Here is an 18,136-nt window from a genome sequence, read left to right on the forward strand (position 1 = left end):
TTCGATGGCATTGCTGCGAATAGGTCAGTGTGCTTGGAACCTGGTACTTGCCTGCATCAGAAGGCCTTTCGTGCGGCATGTGCATTTGCACCAAAACACGCAAGCCCAATGCTCATCACGCCCGGCCAGACGATCGACGCGGTGCAACCGGGTCCCAAATAACAGCCCGCCTCGATCCACACATGAGGAGGCGGGCGAAGCGCGAGGATTGCGAATCCCATCGCCGCCAGCCACAGCTGAACCAGCAGGGTTTTTGTCGCACGATCCGGCTCGGCTGGCCACATCAGTCGGGAGGCACGGCGGATGTGCGCAGTGGTGAAGTCGACGAAGCGGCCGCTTGTCAGTGCAATTCCGATCGCCGTGAGAAGAAAAATCCAGGTCAGTAGCGACGGGACGGAAACGGGCAATTGTTCAGTGTCGGGGCAAACCAAAGTTAGAGCGATCAGTCCGTGGCGTGCCGCTGAAAAGACCATAAGCGTCGCAACTGTAGCAGCGACGAACTGTGTGCACGCGGCAACCAGACCGGCCAAGACTAGCTGAATAATTGATCCCACCCTCATCGAGTATCGGTCCGCATGCTGGTGTGTTCCATTAGCGCAAGCAATCCCTTCAGAATATCGATCGGCGGTGGTGGGCAACCCGGAATATGTAGATCGACGGGCACGACCTCCGAGACTCCACCCACAACGGCGTAGCTACCGGCAAAGCAGCCACCGTCGCGCCCGCAATTGCCCACCGAGACGACCCATTTGGGATCGGGCGTGGCGTCGTATGTCCGCTGCAATGCCTCACGCATATTCCGCGTTACCGGGCCGGTGACAAGCAGGACATCGGCGTGCCGTGGCGACGCCACAAAACGAATGCCAAAGCGTTCTATGTCGTAAAACGCATTGTTGAGCGCGTGGATCTCCAGTTCGCAGCCATTGCAGGAGCCGGCGTCGACGGCGCGGATCGACAGGCTGCGACCAAGACGCCGGCGGGCCGCAGTGTCGATGGCAACACCAAATTCGTCCATCGCTGCGTCCGGCCGCAGGACCCGTTCGGTCAGCGGCGCTCGGACCAGGCTTTCGAAGAGCAGCTTGCGCATGATGGCTCACCTTTAGAGATCGTGGCCGGAATAGGAGCAATTGAACGATTTGTTGCAGAGCGGGAAGTCGGCGACGATGTTGCCCTCGATCGCCGCCTCCAGCAGCGGCCATTGGAACCAGGACGGATCGCGCAGGTGACAGCGGTCGATCTTGCCGTTTTCGGCAAGACGGAGCCAGACAAGCACATCGCCGCGAAAGCCTTCGACAAGAGCCAGCCCCTCTCGGGGTTCATCGAGGTCAGGAACTTCGTTGCGCACCGGGCCATCGGGCAGTTGATCGAGAATCTGTTCGACCAGTGCCAGGCTCTGTTCGACCTCGCGAATGCGAATCCAGACGCGGGCGTTGACATCGCCCTCGGTCAAGACCGGGACTTCAAACGTGAGACTATCATAAGGCGGATAGCGAAGCGCCTGCCGGGCATCGAAAGCGCGCCCGGAGGCCCGCCCGACATAACCGCCGGCGCCGTACTGGCGGGCAAGCCGCGGCTTGAGCGTGCCGGTACCGACCGTTCGATCCTGAAGCGATGCGGTGTTGTCATAGAGTTCGATCAATGCCGGAAACGTCTGGCGAAGCTCGGCGATCAAGCCCCGCAACGCGGTGACCCCCTCGGGGCTGAGATTGTGGGTGACACCGCCGGGCACGATGCAGTCGCGCATTAGGCGGTGGCCGAAAGCGACGTCGGTAGCGCGCAGCACACGCTCGCGCAGCACGCCGCAGTGCGCATGCATGAGGGAGAAGGCGGCATCGTTGCAGATCGCGCCGATATCACCGAGATGATTGGCGAGCCGTTCTATCTCGGCCATGAGCGCGCGCAGCCAGGCAGCGCGCGGCGGGATGCTGAGCTCGGCCGCAGCCTCGACCGCGCGCGAAAATGCATAGGCGTAAGCGACCGTGCTGTCGCCGGACGTCCGGCCGGCAAGTTGCGCCGCCCGCTCGAGGCTCGCTCCGACCATCAGCGCCTCGATTCCCTTGTGGACATAGCCGAGCCGCTCTTCGAGGCGGACAATCGTCTCGCCATTGGCGGTGAAGCGGAAATGCCCGGGCTCGATGATGCCGGCATGCACCGGGCCGACGGGAATTTGGTGCAAGCCCTCGCCTTCGGCTCGCAAGAACTCATAGGGAGCGGCCTTGGGCTCCGGTGCAACGCGGGCTCCCATGGGGAACCGTAAGTCCCAGCGCCCATGGTCGAGCCAGGGGCGGCTATCGGGCCGATCCTTCGCTTCGAGTCCGAAGAGATCATGGATCGCGCGTTCCGGCCGCGACGCCGGCGCATGGTCTCCCGCAACCGAAGGATAGCTGCCTTCGAGCCCTTCCAGACTCATGATGCCGATCGCTCCCACCGGCTCATCCAGGAGCGCCATGTGAACGGCGCTCGCCTCGCCCCAAAGGCCAAGCAGCGTCCAGCTTCCCTCCGAAAGCCCTTGGGCCGCGGCCGACCAGACCGCCGGCTCGACAATGACACGCTGGCAAGGGCGATGGTGCCGAACCAGTTGGCCGTCACGGAGGAGATCGGTTATCGTTGGCAATGGCTCCTCCCTTTCATCCAAGAAGGCTGGCGATATGCTGGAACCAGGCGACCAGCGGTGGTGGCAGGTAGATGCCGGCGCAAAGCACCAGCGCGAGGTGGGAATACATCGGCATATAGGATGCCTCGACCGGGGCGATGCTGCCGCGCGGTTGGCCAAAGGCAACTCCGGTCAGCCGTAGCAGCAAAGCGCCAAAGGCTATTAGAAGTCCGAGGACAAGCGGTATGGCAAGCAAGGGCTGCCTCGCAAAGGTTGAACTTACGACCAGGAATTCGCTCATGAAGATCCCGAGTGGCGGCAGGCCGGCGATGGCGACAACGCCGATCACCAGGCCCCAACCGAGCCCCGGATGGGTTTCGGTGAGACCGCGGATGCTGGAAAGCCGCTGCGTTCCCTTGATCTGGGCGATGTGGCCGACCGCGTAGAATATCGCCGATTTGGTCAGCGAGTGCATCACCATATGCAGCAGTCCGGCAAAATTGGCGATCGGTCCGCCCATGCCAAAGGCAAAGACGATGATGCCCATATGCTCGATCGAGGAATAGGCGAACAGGCGTTTGATGTCGCGGCGGCGGTAGAGCATGAAGGCGGCGAAGAGGAGTGAAGTGAGCCCCATCGTCACCATCAGGGGCCCGGGCGCGATCGCATCGGGGCTTGCGGCGAGCAGGATCTTGAAACGCAGCACGGCGTAGAGCGCTACATTCAGGAGAAGCCCCGAGAGGACGGCAGAAATCGGTGTAGGCCCTTCGGCGTGTGCGTCGGGGAGCCAGGCATGCAAGGGGGCGAGACCGACCTTGGTGCCATAGCCGAGCAACAGAAACACGAAGGCCACATTGAGAATCCCTGGGTCGAAGGTGGCGGCATGCGTGATCAAGAGGGTCCAGACCATGGCGTCGTAGCCTTCGCCGACGACCGGCTGCGCTGCCATATAGACGAGGATGGTGCCGAAGAGTGCGAAGGCGATGCCGACGCTTCCCAGAATGAAATATTTCCAGGCGGCTTCGAGCGCCTCGTGCGTGCGATAGATGCCGACCATCAACACGGTGGTGAGTGTGGCAAGCTCGACCGCGACCCACATCAGGCCGATGTTGTTCGACACGAACGCCAGGTTCATGCCGAACATCATGATCTGGTACATGGCATGATAGAAACGCAGGTTCGCGGGGGTCAGCCGGCCGATCTCGAGTTCATGCGCGATATAGTTCGCGCTGAAGACGCTGGTGGTGAAGCCGACGAAGGTGTTGAGGATGATGAAGACGATGTTGAGATCGTCGACGAGCAGGTATAGCCCCGGCGCCGGTGGCTCGGTCACGAACAAGGAAAGTGCAGCCAGCAGGGTCAAGAAGCTTGCGAGCACGTTGAGCCGCGCCGTCAACCGATAGCCGGGCAAGAGCGCCAGAAGCGCCGCGGCGACGATCGGTATCAAGAGGACGAGGGCCACCGGATCGAGGGGCAAGTTCATTTTCGCCGCCTCCCCTTGAAATCGTCGAGCGCGCGCACGTCGACCGTGTCGAACCGTTCGCGGATACGAAACAGAAAGACACCGATCACGATGAAGGCGATCAGAACCGAGAAGGCGACGCTGATCTCGACGACCAGCGGCATGCCTTTGGCACCGGTGGCGGCAAGCACGAGCCCGTTCTCGAGCGACATGAAGCCGACGATCTGGCTGACGGCATTGCGTCGGGTGACCATGATCAACAGGCCGAGCAGCAGGACCGATAGCGCGAAGGCGAGATCCTCGCGCGCCAACGGGTCTGCCTCAGGCGTCACGCGCAGCATCACGACCATCGCGAGGGCGACAAGGCCGATGCCGACGATCATGGTCAAACCGGTGCCGACGACGGTCTCGATCTCGCGGTGGATGCCGAGTTGCCGGATCATGCGGTGGAGCGCCACGGGAATGATGATGGCCTTGAAGACGAGCGCGATCCCCGCCGTCACGTAGAGATGCGGGGCATCCTGGACGAAGGCCTGCCAGGCCACCGATAAGGTCAGCACCAGCGAGTGCAGCGCGAAGACATTCAAAAGCGCATAAAGACGGTCCTGGTAGAGCATCATCATGCTGACAAGGACGAGGCCACCGGCGAGCAGATGAGCGATATCGAAGACGAGAGTTTTCGTCATCAGAGGCTCCTGGAGACGAATAGCAGAAGGGTGGCGAGCAGCCCAAGCATGAGGGCTGCGCCCAGGAATTCGGGTACGCGGAACACCCTCATCTTGGCGGTTTGGGTTTCGAACAGGGCGAGGAAGGCGGCGCCGACCGCAAGTTTCACGATATAGGCGAGCATGCCGGTGAGATAGGCATCCGGACCGGCTCCCGGCGTCGCCAGTTTCCACGGTACGAACATGCAGGCGATCAGCGAGATGTAGAGCAGCAGCTTGAGGGATGCGGCCAGTTCGATCATTGCGAGATGACGGCCCGAATATTCGAGCACCATGGCCTCGTGCACCATTGTGAGCTCGAGATGGGTGGCAGGGTTGTCGACGGGAATGCGGGCATTCTCGGCGATAGCCACCATAGTGAGCGCAATCAGTGCGATGCCGAGCGAAACGCGCAATCCCACCTGTGGGGAGGTCATGAACGCAGCGATCGTGGAGAGCTGAGTCGAGCCGGCGACGAGCGCCAGCGTGAAGATGATCATCAGCATCGCCGGTTCGGCGAGCGTTGCGATCATCACCTCGCGGCTCGAGCCGATACCGCCGAAGCTGGTGCCGACATCCATGCCGGCAAGCGCCAGAAAGAAACGCGCGCTGCCAAGCAGGGCAATGATGGCGATCAGGTCCGCGGACCAACTGAACATGAGCCCGGTGGCGAATGTGGGGACGAGCGCTGCCGATACCCACGTCATCGCGAAGATCAGGTAGGGGACGACCCGGAACAACCAGGATGCGTTCTCCGCCAGCACCACGTCCTTTCGCAGAAGCCGCAGGAGGTCGCGGTAGGGTTGGAACACGGAGGGGCCCCGGCGACGCAGCAATCGCGCCTTGGCCTTGCGGATGAAGCCGGTCAAGAGCGGCGCCAGCAGCACGACGACCACCATCTGCACAGCCTGGACGAGAAGCGCGGAGATCAGGACCATAGCGCCAGCACCAGGAGCAGGACGATGAGAGCGAGGAAGACCAGGCCGAGATAGCGCCGGATGGTCAGGAACTGCAGGTGATTGAGCTTCTGGGCGGCAAATCCGACGGCGCCCACGATCGGTATGTAAAGCCGGTCCCAGATCAGATCGTGCGTCTCGACGACAAGCCGTGCTGGCCGGAGATCGCCCGGAGCCGGCATGTCCACCCGCTCGCGCGCCCGGAAGGCGAGCGTCCCGAAGACCCGCCTGATCGGTTGGGCAAAACTGTCGGCCGTATATTGCGTCGCCGGATCGGCCAGCAGGAAGCCGCAGTCCCAGGCCGGGGCCCGGCGCAAGGCCCGCGAGGCAAAACGATGGACGAGGTAAGCCGTAAACGACGCCGAGAAGACGGTGAACAGGAAGACGAGCATTCCGTTATACGAACTGCGGCTCTCGGCGATCGGCACGATCGACAGCCATGGCTCGCTCGCCTGCACCGGCATCTTGCCGCCGACCAGCGACAGTGTCACCGGCGCGAGACTGTCGATGACGAAACCGGGGAGGATGCCGGCCAGGAGGCAGAATGCGGCGAGCACGTACATCGCGGTAAGCGAGAAGCGGTCGACCTCTTGCGCATGATCGGCCACGGGCGTGCGCGGGCGGCCAAGGAACGTCACGCCGAACACCTTGACGAAGCATGCGGCGGCAAGTGCTGCTGAGAGTGCCAGCAAACCGCCCACCGCCGGCACCATGATCTTGAGTCCCCATTGCGGCAGGTCCGGGCTTTGCAGGATCGCCTGGAAGGCCAGCCATTCCGAGGCAAAGCCATTCAGCGGCGGCAGCGCCGAGATCGCTACGCAGCCGACAAGGAACGCGAAACTGGTAAAGGGCATGCGATGGATGAGACCGCCGAGCTTCTCCATGTCGCGCTCGCCGGTTGCAGTTAGGACAGCGCCCGCGCCGAAGAACAAGAGGCCCTTGAAGAACGAGTGGTTGAGGACGTGGAACAGCGCCGCCGTCAACGCCAATGCGGCCGCCAGACCCATGCCGTTCGCGGCGAAGGCGAGCGCAAGTCCGAGGCTGACGAATATGACACCAATATTCTCGATCGTGCTGTAGGCGAGCAGTCGCTTGAGATCCTTCTCCATCAAAGCGTGCAGTATGCCCATCACTGCTGTGCCGGCGCCGAATGTGAGCACGATCATGCTCGACCACCATGTCGGCCCGCCGAGCAGGTCGAAGATGACCCGGATGAATCCATAGACCGCGACCTTGGTCATGACACCGCTCATGAGCGCCGAGACATGGCTCGGTGCCGCCGGATGCGCCAGTGGCAGCCAGACATGCAGCGGAACGAGCCCGGCCTTGGAGCCGGCGCCGAGCAGCAGGAGGACGAGCGTGATCGCGGCCGCGGGCGGGCTGTGTCCGGCGGCACGGATCGCGGCGAAATCGTAGCTGCCGGCGGGGCCTGCAAGGAGGCCGAAGGCCAGCAGCAGGCTCAGCGTGCCAAAGCTCGCCATGACGATGTAGAGATAGCCCGCCCTCCGGTTGTCGGCTTCGCGGTGGTGCGTCATCACCAACGCCCAGGAGGCCAGCGACATGAATTCCCAGGAGAGCAGGAAGGTGAAGGCGTCGTCCGCCAGGACGACGAGATTCATGCCGGCGAGAAAGATCGGGAAAAATGGCAGCACCCTCTGCGGTGCGTGCTCGTGCCGGCCGTATCCGAGGCCGTAGAGACTGGCAAGAACACCGCCGAGATCGACGACCGTAAGGAAGAATGCGGCCAGCGCATCGATCCGGAAATGGGTACCGAGCCACGGCAAGCCGAGGGGAAGGACGAACACCGGCGGATCGGCAGGCAAGGCTGATGCGAAAAGTTCAGTGAGCGCTGTCGCAAAGGCGATCGCCGAGACGGCGAGGCTCATGCCGTAAATGATCGAGGTCGACCGGTTCGCTCGCGCCATAAAGATCGCCAGGACCGCCGTTGCCAGAAAAGCCAGCACACACAGCAGCATGGCGAGAACCGGCGTCATGGGCGAACCCTCGGCCCCCGTGCTGTTCCGGTGGGCTTGGAGGTCTTGTGCTGGAAGGGCATGGCGTTGGCGGATGCCTTCAATCGCACCCCGCGACCACCGTCTCTGCTGGTCGCCCCCTCGTTGATCAGCTCGATGCCAGCGGTATCCAGTGCGGCCAGCAGCCGCATCAGCGAGTCCACGTTGCCGCGGATAACATCGGTGCTTGCCTCCATGCGCTGGACGGTCGGGACCGAGATCCCGGCCAGTTCAGCCAACTGGCGCTGGTCGATCCCGAGAAGGGCCCTGGCGGCCCGCAATTGAGCAACCATCGCTTTGCTCTGGCCCTGATATTCGAAATCTAGCACCTCATTATTGATGCTTCAAAACAATATTCTGACGTATAGGCATTTTTAATTCGGGAGCGGATCGATACCGACCTTATCCGATCACCTTCGCCGCGATGCTCGTGGCGAAGGCGCCGACCGAAACGTAAGCATTCGTTTCTCGCCAATGGCAACTATCATCGGGCTCCTCGTCCGCCAGGCACATCATTCGACGAATGCTTGCTCGAGAGGCCGCGCGAGGCAACCGGCGCCAGCGTTTCGGCGCCGGCACGCAGGTGCTATCCTTTCAATTTCGCTTGTGATCCACGGCAGCCACAAAAGTGACCTGGGAGGCAGCCTATGTCACAGGAAAGTTCCGCAGACGTGTCCGAGGCCGAGATCGCGGTCCACTGGCAGAAAGAGGATTGCGTCAAACCATCGGAGAAATTCATTGCGCAGCGAACCTGACAGCGGGGCCATTCGCGCGTGGAATATTCTGTGATCCGAGAGATCGGGCCGATTGCTCGGCCGCGCCCTGTCGTGATCGTCCCCGACATGCCGAAGACCCGTTCGGGAAAGAGCATGCGGCGCGTACTCAAGGCGATCTCGAACAGTGAGGATGCCGGGGACATTTCGACACTGGCCAATCCCGAGGTTGTTGACGAGATTCGAAAGATAAAGATCTAGCCACTAAGTCGTGGAATGTCGTTCGGGCAGGAGCCAGGTGCCCCAGTGGCCAGGGCTGATACCGCGAAGACGAGGTGAGGAGCCCAACAAAATGGTCGAACGTATCCAATCATTGCTGGCAAAGTTCCCAGAGGATGAAGAGACCGTCCGCCGACTGGCGGCGACAGACGCGCGCTTCAATGCGCTTTGTGACGAGTACCGCAAGATCATCGATCTCCTCGCTACCTGCGCCTCGCAGGTCAGACGGCTGAGGGAGCACAGGGCCTTGCTGGAAGATGAACTGTTGACGCGCATTGAGGGACATCAGCCGCTGTAACGCAAAGCAAGCGATCAATGCTATCCACTGTAGCTTACGCCCATTCGACCTCTCGACCGCCATCACGCGCGTGAGACCTCAGCATGGTGGGCACGATGGTTGACCCATTCACTGATCCTGTTCGGCGATCCGGTTCGCTTCGTTGCTCGCCAGCGTGGCCAATGAGATCGGCCGTCGAAAGAACCACGCTGCGCATTCCTGCCCGTTTCGCGGTAGGGTCTCGATCATAGGGCTGGAGCGGTTCAGCTTTGAGGGATAGTCGAAGTCACCCTCGTAGCGTGAATAGGCTCTAGTTTTCGACGAGTGCCGACGCATCCCGCGCTCGGCGCAACGTCAATGCCCGCTCTGTTGAGGTGGAACGCCAGCAGTGTCGAGGTGGGGCAAATTTGCCTGATGCAACTTAACGCAGTTGCATCGCCGCATTTGGTTCTTCGTGTGGGTCCCGTCGGAAGCTTGGCTCAACTTAGTGACAGTATTTCCGGTATGCTAGCCGAAGGGAATCTAGCGAGCGGTTCAGATGGACATTCTCGCCGACTACCCAATTACCGCCCCGAACAACGATGTGCCGATCAGGGAGGCGGTGTTACTCCAGTCATAGGTGAGCCACGTCGCAATGCTGCGCGATAATCCTTGGCAAACTACGCATAGAGTGTCCTAAAGGTGGCGATCAGTTCTCCCCAACTTGGGCAGCTAAAGGTCAAAACAGCCGTCGAGTGGCGGCGCAACTACCTCCGGCGCCTATGCTTAGGCTAAGGCTGCTTCCACAATCACGTCATAGAGGCTGAAAACAAGGGCGTCTACTTCCTCGTCTATTCTTGGATCATCTCGTGCTTCCGAATTGCTATATCCAAGCGCTGAAAGCGCTGCCTCGCCGAGGACGATGTGTGCGGCCTTGATGTGCTCACGATCATCTTCATCGTCGGCATAGCCGTCATCGTCAGACGCGTCGCCACACGTCCATTCGAGGAGCGCCCGCAACACAGAATATTGTTCGTCCGTCAAAGTGATCGTCTTCATCGGCTGTTTCCTCGGAAGCGCCGGAACGCCGTTTTAAAAGGCCCATCGCGTTCCGTGCTTGGGCCGTTTCGGCTAAGGCCTTTCAAGTCGATGCAAAAAGGGGGGGCATTCCCGCATTGGTGGTATTCTACTGCATCCCTGGATTTTTGAAAACTCGCCAGAGTGGCCTGACTAGTCGCTAACGGCTTGACGCAGGAAGTGCGCTATTTCGCGGTGGCAGTGCCTGTCATCGAGGGGCGAAACATACATCTTAAATCGTACTTGCCACCGGCGGCGATCTTCACGGTGGTGCTCTCGCCCATGGCAAGCCGCCTTGTGTATGGCGTCTGAAGTCGCCGTTGGTGAAGGTGATAGGTCGCCGACGGCGACATTCTTGGCTGGGTTGAATTTCATGCCCTTGACTTGGACGGCGTGACCGGCTGCATATGCGGACAGCGCAAGGGCAAGCATTGCAAGTGTCAGGGCAATGCGCACGTGATGTTCCTTCCTCTGGTTGCTTGCCGCGTGGGCAGTGGCGCTTTATTCCCGACCGTGCAGGCGATTAGGGGGGCTCAGTGGCTTCCGAGCTGCCACAAATACCACCGCCCCGGCCATGCGCTGCGAGGCAGCGCTTTTCAAAGCGCGGATTTCGATCTGCATTTTGCAACACGCCTCTCGTTCTCTATGCACTCATCAACCCAGGTTGCCGAACCTCACAGCGTTTGGGTCCGCGAACATCCTGAGGAGGAGAAATGGCAGGCTTTCCTGCGCCGGTCCAATCCACTCGAACCCTTGCATGGTGGGTGCGCAACAAGCGTTCGACTTCCACCGGCGCTGAACTGCGGTTTGATTTCGCGCGGCAACGGGGATACAGGCACCTATGAGTTTAGCAGCCGATGCCGAAAACATCTCGGTGATCCGATAAGACAAATTGGGTACTAGAGCGGAGTGAACATGAGTGACCAGAGCGATGACTACACTTACGACGAGGCGACCGGCGAATGGCGGCCGGCCTCGGAAATCGCCGCGGAAGCTGCGAAGGTCGCGGAGGTTCGCGATGCCTCCGGTAATCTTCTTGCCGACGGAGACTCCGTGGTCCTGATCAAAGACTTAAAGGTGAAGGGTGCCGGCCAAACCCTAAAGCAGGGCACAGTCATCAGGTCGATTCGGCTCACCGATAACCCGGAAGAGATCGATTGCCGCCACGACGCGATCAAGGGCTTGGTCCTGCGCACCGAGTTCGTTCGCAAGCGGTAACCAAGAACATCAGCGCCGCCATCATCATCATCAGGCGGACCGCTAGGCAGGGGCAGAGCGAACGGCGGACCGATCTCGCCAGCAGATCCCTGGAGCACTCACCTGCCTTGGGGGTGAAGCCGACAGTCGTCCAACTTCGGGGCGACGATCGGCCTTACCTCGCTTTGCTACTCTTTTGCTGCGCCCAGCACATTTGCCTCTCGAACGACGTTGATCGGCCCACAACGAAGGCGTCATTCTCGAATTTGATAGACCGTCCCATCCCGATCTTCCCGTGCGAAGCTGCCCGCAGGAAATTGTCACATCGATTGATGCTGACTCCGGTTGGGGAGTGGCGATCGAGCCGTCTAGGGGACGACCGCCTTGCTCCCAACATAGCGCCTCGTCATCGGCGGTGAACGGGCGAGGAGTTGCCACCGTGAAGCGCGATTGGCGATGCAAGGATCGGACGGCTTAGGGAGGAAGAGTCGATAGCAGTCCGAGAGCAAGGAAGTTGGGGATCATGTCGACAGTGAGCGCGATGCTGCCTTTGCGATCTTACGATCTATCCAAGCAGACAGGCCGTTCCAGAGCTCTTGGTGTTGGCCGACTTGGCAAGCTATTCCAATAATCTGCTGGTAAGAGAGGGGCGGAGTCCACCAGGCCTCGCTTGGCCGCAAGTCGACGCACTGGCCGTCGGCTCAAAGGCCGCGCTCGTCATCGAGTGCAAGTTCACCGAACCCGGAGGGCAATGTAGTCAGACGGCGGTATCGCCGTGAGGCGAACGCCAATGCGACGGACGCTACGCCGACCAAGTCAACCCGCGTAACGGCGTCCGTGCGCGCCCAAAGGTCTTCACCCTCGATCCCGACGTTGACCATACGCCCTGCCCTTTTAAGGGAGACGCCTACCAGTGGATGCGCAATGCCGTGCTGGCGGAAGCCATAGGCAAGCACCGCAACCCTTCAGGAAGCCGCCTTGGCAGCCCTTGCCGATCACCCATGCTTCCCGACGGCGCGTAAACGTAGGCCGGGGTTCTCCCAGAAGCCGATCAGTATCCATCCACTCGAGAGTTATTGCCCATGGACCGCCCGACGCCACCCCAAAACGCTCGGCGATGGCGTCTAAGATGCGGTCGCGACCACTGCTCGTCTTGAGTGTGCCGAACACGTCGATTGCGATGGCTTGCGAATGATTCCGCAATTGGCTTGTGAAGCCAAGGCCCCGGTATGATGCGCTCATTGCTGCGCTTTTCCTCCCAGCGTGATTTGTTTTTCTCCCGCCACGGTTGTTTTCTCATCGTGGCTAGGAACTGCTCAATGGCCATGCCGATCAGGAGGCCGATAAACAGCGCAGCGATCAGCAGTTCAGGCTTTTCGAAATCTGCGACGGTTTACTGCCGGCTACCAAGACGACGCGCTGCGGGGCGGGGCGCAGTTCGACGACCCGATCCACGAGGAGACGAGCGATGGGCGCAACGACGCCGTTGGGTGACTTGCGCTTGAGCAATTCGACAAGCCACGGTGAAGCGTTTGTACGGTCGTGCGGTCGCCACGGCGAGAACCAACGCGTCGATCGTGACAGGCTTCATTCAGCCCTTGCACCGGGGAGGGAAAATCCATGTCTCTGGGCGGTTGTTTGTAACAGCCTGTAGCGCTCTTCGGCGAGCGGAGGAGATATAAGGGCTCTCAATCCCAATCCTCGCAATTCGTCGACAAATGACAAGACGCCCGGATCGTCAGGAGGCCTGCCCAATCTTGCAGAAATCTCCCTACAGAGACCGATTGCATGCGTGGAAAGGACCGATCGAAGTTCGGGATCATCGCCGAGTTCGAGCAGGATCGACAGGAAAAAGCGCATTCGTTCCTGCTCGAAGAAAAGAGCCGCCAGCATTTCCTCCAGCGGAACATTTCTCCCACTGCCCTTCCTTTCAGCCCGCTCGTGGGACGCATCAAGCAACGCGATGTAAAGGTCTGCCTTGCGTGGAAAATAATAGGTCAGGTGCGATTGGCGGAGCCCGGAGATTTTGGCGATCTTCGGCTGCGTCAACGCCCTTATGCCCTCCGCCTCGATAATGTCCAAGGCAGTATCGAGGATGAGCTGGCGCTTGTTCGTCTGTTGTGTGGCCAAGATGAGCGACTCCCTTTTCCCTTTCTTTTATCGCATTGCTGACGACGACGCAGGAGGCTCACGGCAGACGCAGGAGAACGCCGTGTTCCCGCAGCGCGGGAGCTAGCCTGTCGATTGAGAGGATCTGGTCAATGTGCCACACGCCGGCGCGGATTTCCGTTTGTGCAAGATGCTTTACCGTCAGTGCCGCAACGAGAGCGGTAATGTCGGCCTCCCTTCTTCCTTCCAGCACCGCCCGGCAAATTTCTGTCCGCGCATCGACTTCGCCTCGCACCTCGACTGCAAGAGCGGCCCGGTCCGAGCCGATCCGCATATAAGGCATTGTCTTTCCCATAAGGCGCGTGAGCCAGGGCTTTGCGCGAATAAAGCCGAGAAGTGCAAATACCAGGCGAGCCATCATCGGTGGATCGAAGGCGAGCAAGGTGCTGGCATCTGATAGACCAAGCGTCCGGCGCACGACATGCTGATCCGCGAAATCGAAGGGGATTGCCGGATAGCCGTGCGGAGGAATGCCGAACGGAATGGTCTCGATCTCGCCTCTCGGCGACCGCAATTGGTTGAGAGTCCAGTCGATCGCGGCTGGACCATGTGCATCACCAAGTCCGAGCATTATGCCGATGCGCGCACTTTTCGCATGGTCCAGCTTCTCGGTGCATGCCTTCACGAGCAGGTTGGTCAAGCCGGGCGCGAGGCCAATAGAAAGAACCGCTCGGCCACCGCTTTCATGTGCGAGGCCGCCGAGCGTTTCCACCTGCCGGAAGAAAGAATCCGTCGCGGTGATGTCGATATAGGTCAACCCCGTTGCGAGTACATGGGCGGGGAACGACGTGTCCTTCTGATCCATGCAGACCAGGACGATGTCCGTGCCCGCGATAGCGCCGTCCCATGTCTCGGCGCGGTCGAGATCGATATAGCGGGCTTCGCAGCCAAGGCGCGAGGCCATTGCCCTTGCCTTTTCAAGACTGCGGCCTGCCAGACATACCGGGGCGATGCCGTCTTTCAGGAGCCGCTCGGCGATGCGGCTGCCGACATGACCGTATCCGCCAACAATCAGAATACCATTAATGGCAGTCATCTCCTCTGCCTCCGTTGGGCGCGAAGGCCGAGAAAACCAAAAGCCTGAAAGAACGGCTCGATTGCTGAAAACCCTGCTTCTGCCAGCAACTGGCTGACACGCTCCGGCGATGGCCGATGCCACTGCGAATTCATACGCTTAAGCACCGCGTTCGCGGTTTCTTCGTCGTGCCCCTGTTGCTGCAGCCAGAAGCCGAGGGCGTTGTCCGTCGCATTGCTCCAAACCGCATCGAAAAGCAGGAGGGGAGCGTTGTCGACAAGACGTCGAGCGATTTCGGCAAGCAAGGCCGCCTTGGCCCCGTCGTCTGGCAGGAAGTGCAGGACAAGGGAAAGCGTTGCGGCATCATGCTGATCATCCGGCAAGTCGTCTATCATGCCCTGGATGAACGTGACGCGATCTTCCATTCTCGCCAGGGCAAGTTTGCGGCGGGCAACCTCCAGCATGCCGGGCGAAGGTTCGACTGCCGTGAAGCGCGCGTACGGGAGCAGGCTCGCGAGCGCCAGCACTTCCGCCCCTGTTCCACATCCGGGGACAAGAATACGGCATGGGCCGTTAAAACGAGTGGCCAGCATACAGGCCATCAGGTCGAGCGACAGCGGATAGCCCGGGACGAGCCGGACAATCCGGTCGTCGTAGTCCAGCGCGGCGTGATTGGGAAAGATTGTCATGATTGCTGGCTCCTCCTGGCCATCGATGTGAGGAGACCGCATTCGCCGCTAGGGAGTAATGACCCCGGCCGCTGGCGATCCGTGCGAGACGATGCAGCATTGCACCAGTGATCGGCCCTGCAGTCATACCAGTGGCAGCCTACCATGCGCGATTTGGGTAAAATCCAGACCCTGACCATACATGCCCGTCGCGGAGTTATTGGTACGCTACCAACCAAGACAAATAACACTTGGGACCCAGGGGCGCAATAGTGGATCAGAAGGAGATGTCACGTTATCGAGCTGTGATCGAACTACCCCTGCTGCCCCCTGAGATCAGGCAGCCGCGCTCGTCACGGCTTTCCAATATGCGATTGCGCGGACGCGTTGAATGTGAGTGGCCAGGGCGGATCGTTTGTGATGCCGGGTGACGAAGAGATTTCGGAGTGCCGAGAAGACCGAGATGAACCGCTGCAAGCTGCCGGGCTGATGCGTTCCCGTTTTCGCAGCGGCAGATGAGAAATTTCCGCTCGATTGTTGAGACCCTTGTGGGACCTGAGACGCTTACATTTTGGCGCCATGCCCGGATGCAGCGTCTAGAACGTTTTCAACCTCAAGCCTGCAAGAAGTTTGATCGTCAGCGCATTGAGGTGCCGTTGCTCCGCCATCGTTAGTCCTGCCAGTGCTAGGCGTTCGTTTTCGACATGTTTCGCGAGCATCGCGTCGATCAACGAGGTCCCCTTCGGCGTCAGCGCCACCAGTATGCCGCGTCGGTCGGTGGGATGACTTCGCCGCGCCACCAAACCCTCACGTTCAAGTCGATCGATGCGAGCCGTCATCCCACCTGATGAGAGCATCGCCGTTTCGTAAAGCTGGGTGGGCGTGAGTTCGTACGGCGCGCCTGAGCGCCGCAGCGTTGCCAGGACGTCAAACTCCCCGCTTTGTAAGCCATGCTCCGCAAAAAATGGGGTGAGACGATCACGCATAATGATCAGCGTGATCTCTCCCAGGCGGCCGAGCAACTCCATCGGAAACGGATCAATGTCCGGACGCTCTCTCCGCCACTGCGCTGCTGCTGCCGCTGCGGGATCCAAATTGTCGATAGGCTGCCTCATATTACGTATCTCGACTTTAAGAATCTTAGCCGCAAGACACTAACATAGGGCTATCGTTGTGCACGAGCAGGTTTCAGGCCCAGCGTTCGCATGCCTGGCTTCATATTGGGGGGGCATTGTCCCTGGAACGTTGCTTCGACTATTGAAGAGATTTTGTCATCTTTACCATCCACTCCCGTGAATGAAGCGACGAACGTATACCGGTAGCGCGATTGGAAGTCCGTCGTACGTCACGATGAGCGTTGTTTCGCCGATCGTGGCAGAGCTGCAAGTCGAGATCAGCTGCCCGGTTGAGCGATCGGTCACACTACTGGTTATCTCGCACTCGTGCTCAAAGTCGCTCCAGACATCAGTGCTTATGAAGTTGGTGTTTGTATCATCAACGCACAAAGTCCCTTTAACAAAGGGATTATCCGGAGAGTCGAACGCCCAGAGACCTGATTGGCGCTTTGGCAGATCTGCAGCGTTCGCCGCCGCGAAGGGGCAGAACATAGCCAGGACGCAGCAAGGAAGGATACTCAAAAGCATGTCGATTTGGTCCGTTATTTTTTGGATGCTCCGAAAAGAGGTGAGGGGTCTCCGCTCCTAGCCGGGCGCTGTGTAAAAAATTGTTGATGCTTTCAATCACATCATATATCTCGACGTCAAGATTCTTACTGGCAAGAGATACATATAATGCGCCGGCTCCAAAATATGCAACGTGCAAGCTACCAAGCAGCCTCCGCTTCGAGCGCACTTCCGATCATAGCAGTCGTTGTCGTTGCCTTGAATCTACGCCCAGCTCTCGCTGCGATCGGTCCGGTGCTCGATCGCATCGAAGCAGCCTCAGGCCTCACATCCACTGGCGCTGGCGCACTCACGACCCTCCCAGTTTTTTTAATGGGGCTGGGCGCGCTCGCCGGCTCATCCCTCCAGCGGTGCATAGGGGAGCGACGCGGCATTGCCCTCGGAACGGCGATCATCGCCCTCGCCTGCATTGCGCGACTCTTCTGGTTTTCCAGGGTTGGGCTTCTCGCCAGCGCCGCGGCATGCGGCCTCGGCATTGCCGCCGTTCAAGCGCTGATGCCGGGGTTCATCAAACGGCATTTCCTACTCGATGCTGGTCGTATCATGGGCTTGTACTCAACTGGCATCATGGGCGGCGCCACGCTGGCGGCCGCGACGTCAGCCGGTCTGTCCCTTCTATTGGGTTGGGAAACGATGCTGGGATTGTGGGGAGTGCCTGCGCTCCTTGCGCTTGTTCTGTGGCATACGTCATCCGCTTCGGAAGCGCACGGGCACGGGGTGGTCTCCGGCAGCGTTAATGCGCCGCCTCTTTGGCGCAGTGTCAGGGCGTGGCTTCTGCTCTTCTTCTTTGGAGTCGGCACAGGTGCCTACACGCTCGTGCTTGCGTGGCTACCGCCTTTCTATGTTGAGCTAGGCTGCAGTGAGGATGCCGCAGGCTATCTACTCGCGGGGCTCACGCTGATGGAGGTGGTGGCCGGCCTCGCGGTGTCGGCGGTCGTTGATCGGTTTCCCGATCGGCGTGGACCGCTTGCTGCCGCTCTCTTTTCCATTCTCGCAGGCTTGGTCTGTCTCGTCGCGATGCCCCTGGTCCTTGCCTTTCCGGCAATGCTCCTGCTTGGGCTGGGTATCGGCGCACTGTTTCCGCTTTCGTTGATCGTTACGCTCGATCACGCGGACGAACCGGCCAGTGCCGGCCGCCTCACCGCCTTCGTGCAGGGCGGCGGGTACATCATCGCCAGCATTATGCCCTTTGCCGCTGGTTGGCTGCGAAACCATTCAGACGACTTGATGCAGGCCTGGGTCGCGATGGCTGTCGGCATCGTGCTGCTCCTATTGCTCGCGCTGCGTTTCTCTCCGGGAAAGCGCGTCATTTGACGGTATTTCGCGACTAGCAAGGTCGTGGTCATTGTGACT

17 protein-coding genes and 3 pseudogenes are annotated in these 18,136 nt (G+C 60.2%); 5 read left to right on the forward strand and 15 right to left on the reverse strand.

The window, feature by feature from the left end; translation table 11 throughout:
- Positions 1-56 precede the first annotated feature (56 nt).
- From ACTJKM_RS25480 to ACTJKM_RS25515, 8 genes are all read right to left on the reverse strand, one after another.
- Positions 57-473, reverse strand: coding sequence for a hypothetical protein (locus ACTJKM_RS25480; protein WP_162764667.1), 417 nt, complete (start codon positions 471-473; stop codon positions 57-59).
- An 83-nt stretch (positions 474-556) separates the two neighbouring features.
- Positions 557-1,087 carry an NADH-quinone oxidoreductase subunit B family protein gene (locus ACTJKM_RS25485; RefSeq protein WP_113512531.1) on the reverse strand — a complete coding sequence of 177 codons (531 nt, stop codon included), beginning with the start codon at positions 1,085-1,087 and terminating at the stop codon, positions 557-559.
- A 12-nt stretch (positions 1,088-1,099) separates the two neighbouring features.
- Positions 1,100-2,614, reverse strand: a complete 1,515-nt coding sequence (locus tag ACTJKM_RS25490) for a hydrogenase large subunit (protein ID WP_440661209.1) — start codon at positions 2,612-2,614, stop codon at positions 1,100-1,102.
- Between the two features lie 13 nt (positions 2,615-2,627).
- Entirely contained in the window at positions 2,628-4,076 is a 1,449-nt protein-coding gene (locus ACTJKM_RS25495) for a hydrogenase 4 subunit F (protein WP_440661211.1), read from the reverse strand.
- Positions 4,073-4,741 (reverse strand): hydrogenase-4 component E, encoded by a 669-nt coding sequence (locus ACTJKM_RS25500; protein ID WP_440661213.1) that lies wholly within the window; start codon positions 4,739-4,741, stop codon positions 4,073-4,075. The genes ACTJKM_RS25495 and ACTJKM_RS25500 overlap by 4 nt, the downstream gene beginning before the upstream one ends.
- Complete coding sequence (locus tag ACTJKM_RS25505) at positions 4,741-5,697, reverse strand: respiratory chain complex I subunit 1 family protein (RefSeq protein ID WP_440661214.1); 957 nt, start codon at positions 5,695-5,697, stop codon at positions 4,741-4,743. The genes ACTJKM_RS25500 and ACTJKM_RS25505 overlap by 1 nt, the downstream gene beginning before the upstream one ends.
- Positions 5,688-7,709 (reverse strand): hydrogenase 4 subunit B, encoded by a 2,022-nt coding sequence (hyfB, locus tag ACTJKM_RS25510; protein WP_440661215.1) that lies wholly within the window; start codon positions 7,707-7,709, stop codon positions 5,688-5,690. Before hyfB ends, ACTJKM_RS25505 begins: the two co-directional genes overlap by 10 nt.
- Positions 7,706-8,020, reverse strand: coding sequence for a helix-turn-helix domain-containing protein (locus tag ACTJKM_RS25515; RefSeq protein WP_440661216.1), 315 nt, complete (start codon positions 8,018-8,020; stop codon positions 7,706-7,708). Before ACTJKM_RS25515 ends, hyfB begins: the two co-directional genes overlap by 4 nt.
- A 492-nt stretch (positions 8,021-8,512) precedes the next feature.
- On the opposite strand from ACTJKM_RS25515, the gene ACTJKM_RS25520 reads away from it, so the two are divergent.
- Together ACTJKM_RS25520 and ACTJKM_RS25525 are read left to right on the forward strand one after the other, a co-directional pair.
- On the forward strand, positions 8,513-8,701 hold the full coding sequence (locus tag ACTJKM_RS25520) for an AMP-binding enzyme (RefSeq protein ID WP_440661217.1): 189 nt from the start codon (positions 8,513-8,515) through the stop codon (positions 8,699-8,701).
- Between the two features lie 91 nt (positions 8,702-8,792).
- Complete coding sequence (locus ACTJKM_RS25525; protein ID WP_058327897.1) at positions 8,793-9,017, forward strand: hypothetical protein; 225 nt, start codon at positions 8,793-8,795, stop codon at positions 9,015-9,017.
- Positions 9,018-9,761: 744 nt separating this feature from the next.
- On the opposite strand, the gene ACTJKM_RS25530 is transcribed toward ACTJKM_RS25525, so the two are convergent.
- Complete coding sequence (locus ACTJKM_RS25530) at positions 9,762-10,034, reverse strand: hypothetical protein (protein ID WP_058327896.1); 273 nt, start codon at positions 10,032-10,034, stop codon at positions 9,762-9,764.
- A gap of 933 nt (positions 10,035-10,967) precedes the next feature.
- Here ACTJKM_RS25530 and ACTJKM_RS25535 point away from each other — a divergent pair.
- Together ACTJKM_RS25535 and ACTJKM_RS25540 are read left to right on the forward strand one after the other, a co-directional pair.
- Complete coding sequence (locus ACTJKM_RS25535; protein ID WP_440639322.1) at positions 10,968-11,270, forward strand: alkylphosphonate utilization protein; 303 nt, start codon at positions 10,968-10,970, stop codon at positions 11,268-11,270.
- A gap of 656 nt (positions 11,271-11,926) precedes the next feature.
- Positions 11,927-12,377, forward strand: a pseudogene (locus ACTJKM_RS25540) (hypothetical protein); the annotation flags it as partial.
- 67 nt (positions 12,378-12,444) lie between these two features.
- Here the strand turns inward: ACTJKM_RS25540 and ACTJKM_RS25545 are convergent.
- The 6 genes and pseudogenes from ACTJKM_RS25545 to ACTJKM_RS25570 form a co-directional block, all read right to left on the reverse strand.
- Positions 12,445-12,642 (reverse strand): annotated as a pseudogene (locus ACTJKM_RS25545) (DUF2726 domain-containing protein); the annotation flags it as partial.
- A gap of 194 nt (positions 12,643-12,836) precedes the next feature.
- Positions 12,837-13,379, reverse strand: coding sequence for a TetR/AcrR family transcriptional regulator (locus ACTJKM_RS25550; RefSeq protein WP_058325840.1), 543 nt, complete (start codon positions 13,377-13,379; stop codon positions 12,837-12,839).
- A gap of 58 nt (positions 13,380-13,437) precedes the next feature.
- Positions 13,438-14,454 (reverse strand): NAD(P)H-binding protein, encoded by a 1,017-nt coding sequence (locus ACTJKM_RS25555; protein WP_058325839.1) that lies wholly within the window; start codon positions 14,452-14,454, stop codon positions 13,438-13,440.
- A complete protein-coding gene (locus tag ACTJKM_RS25560) occupies positions 14,451-15,122 on the reverse strand; it encodes a class I SAM-dependent methyltransferase (RefSeq protein WP_440661219.1) in 672 nt (223 codons plus the stop codon). Before ACTJKM_RS25560 ends, ACTJKM_RS25555 begins: the two co-directional genes overlap by 4 nt.
- A 315-nt stretch (positions 15,123-15,437) precedes the next feature.
- Positions 15,438-15,658 (reverse strand): annotated as a pseudogene (locus ACTJKM_RS25565) (IS6 family transposase); the annotation flags it as partial.
- Positions 15,659-15,697: 39 nt separating this feature from the next.
- On the reverse strand, positions 15,698-16,216 hold the full coding sequence (locus ACTJKM_RS25570; RefSeq protein WP_113514874.1) for a MarR family transcriptional regulator: 519 nt from the start codon (positions 16,214-16,216) through the stop codon (positions 15,698-15,700).
- 675 nt (positions 16,217-16,891) lie between these two features.
- Between ACTJKM_RS25570 and ACTJKM_RS25575 the strand changes: the two genes are divergently transcribed.
- Positions 16,892-18,097 carry an MFS transporter gene (locus ACTJKM_RS25575; protein ID WP_440661221.1) on the forward strand — a complete coding sequence of 402 codons (1,206 nt, stop codon included), beginning with the start codon at positions 16,892-16,894 and terminating at the stop codon, positions 18,095-18,097.
- Positions 18,098-18,136 lie beyond the last annotated feature (39 nt).

Origin of the sequence: Ensifer sp. 22460, from assembly GCF_052044935.1 — a bacterium.
Classification (GTDB): Bacteria; Pseudomonadota; Alphaproteobacteria; order Rhizobiales; family Rhizobiaceae; genus Ensifer.

Excerpts from the sequence above, each read along its gene's own strand:
- ACTJKM_RS25480 (WP_162764667.1), bottom strand. The coding sequence starts at position 473 with ATGGTCTTTTCAGCGGCACGCCACGGACTGATCGCTCTAACTTTGGTT.
- ACTJKM_RS25485 (WP_113512531.1), bottom strand. The coding sequence starts at position 1,087 with ATGCGCAAGCTGCTCTTCGAAAGCCTGGTCCGAGCGCCGCTGACCGAA.
- ACTJKM_RS25495 (WP_440661211.1), bottom strand. The coding sequence starts at position 4,076 with ATGAACTTGCCCCTCGATCCGGTGGCCCTCGTCCTCTTGATACCGATC.
- ACTJKM_RS25500 (WP_440661213.1), bottom strand. The coding sequence starts at position 4,741 with ATGACGAAAACTCTCGTCTTCGATATCGCTCATCTGCTCGCCGGTGGC.
- ACTJKM_RS25505 (WP_440661214.1), bottom strand. The coding sequence starts at position 5,697 with ATGGTCCTGATCTCCGCGCTTCTCGTCCAGGCTGTGCAGATGGTGGTC.
- hyfB (WP_440661215.1), bottom strand. The coding sequence starts at position 7,709 with ATGACGCCGGTTCTCGCCATGCTGCTGTGTGTGCTGGCTTTTCTGGCA.
- ACTJKM_RS25515 (WP_440661216.1), bottom strand. The coding sequence starts at position 8,020 with ATGGTTGCTCAATTGCGGGCCGCCAGGGCCCTTCTCGGGATCGACCAG.
- ACTJKM_RS25525 (WP_058327897.1), top strand. The coding sequence starts at position 8,793 with ATGGTCGAACGTATCCAATCATTGCTGGCAAAGTTCCCAGAGGATGAA.
- ACTJKM_RS25530 (WP_058327896.1), bottom strand. The coding sequence starts at position 10,034 with ATGAAGACGATCACTTTGACGGACGAACAATATTCTGTGTTGCGGGCG.
- ACTJKM_RS25535 (WP_440639322.1), top strand. The coding sequence starts at position 10,968 with ATGAGTGACCAGAGCGATGACTACACTTACGACGAGGCGACCGGCGAA.
- ACTJKM_RS25555 (WP_058325839.1), bottom strand. The coding sequence starts at position 14,454 with ATGACTGCCATTAATGGTATTCTGATTGTTGGCGGATACGGTCATGTC.
- ACTJKM_RS25560 (WP_440661219.1), bottom strand. The coding sequence starts at position 15,122 with ATGACAATCTTTCCCAATCACGCCGCGCTGGACTACGACGACCGGATT.
- ACTJKM_RS25570 (WP_113514874.1), bottom strand. The coding sequence starts at position 16,216 with ATGAGGCAGCCTATCGACAATTTGGATCCCGCAGCGGCAGCAGCAGCG.
- ACTJKM_RS25575 (WP_440661221.1), top strand. The coding sequence starts at position 16,892 with ATGCGCCGGCTCCAAAATATGCAACGTGCAAGCTACCAAGCAGCCTCC.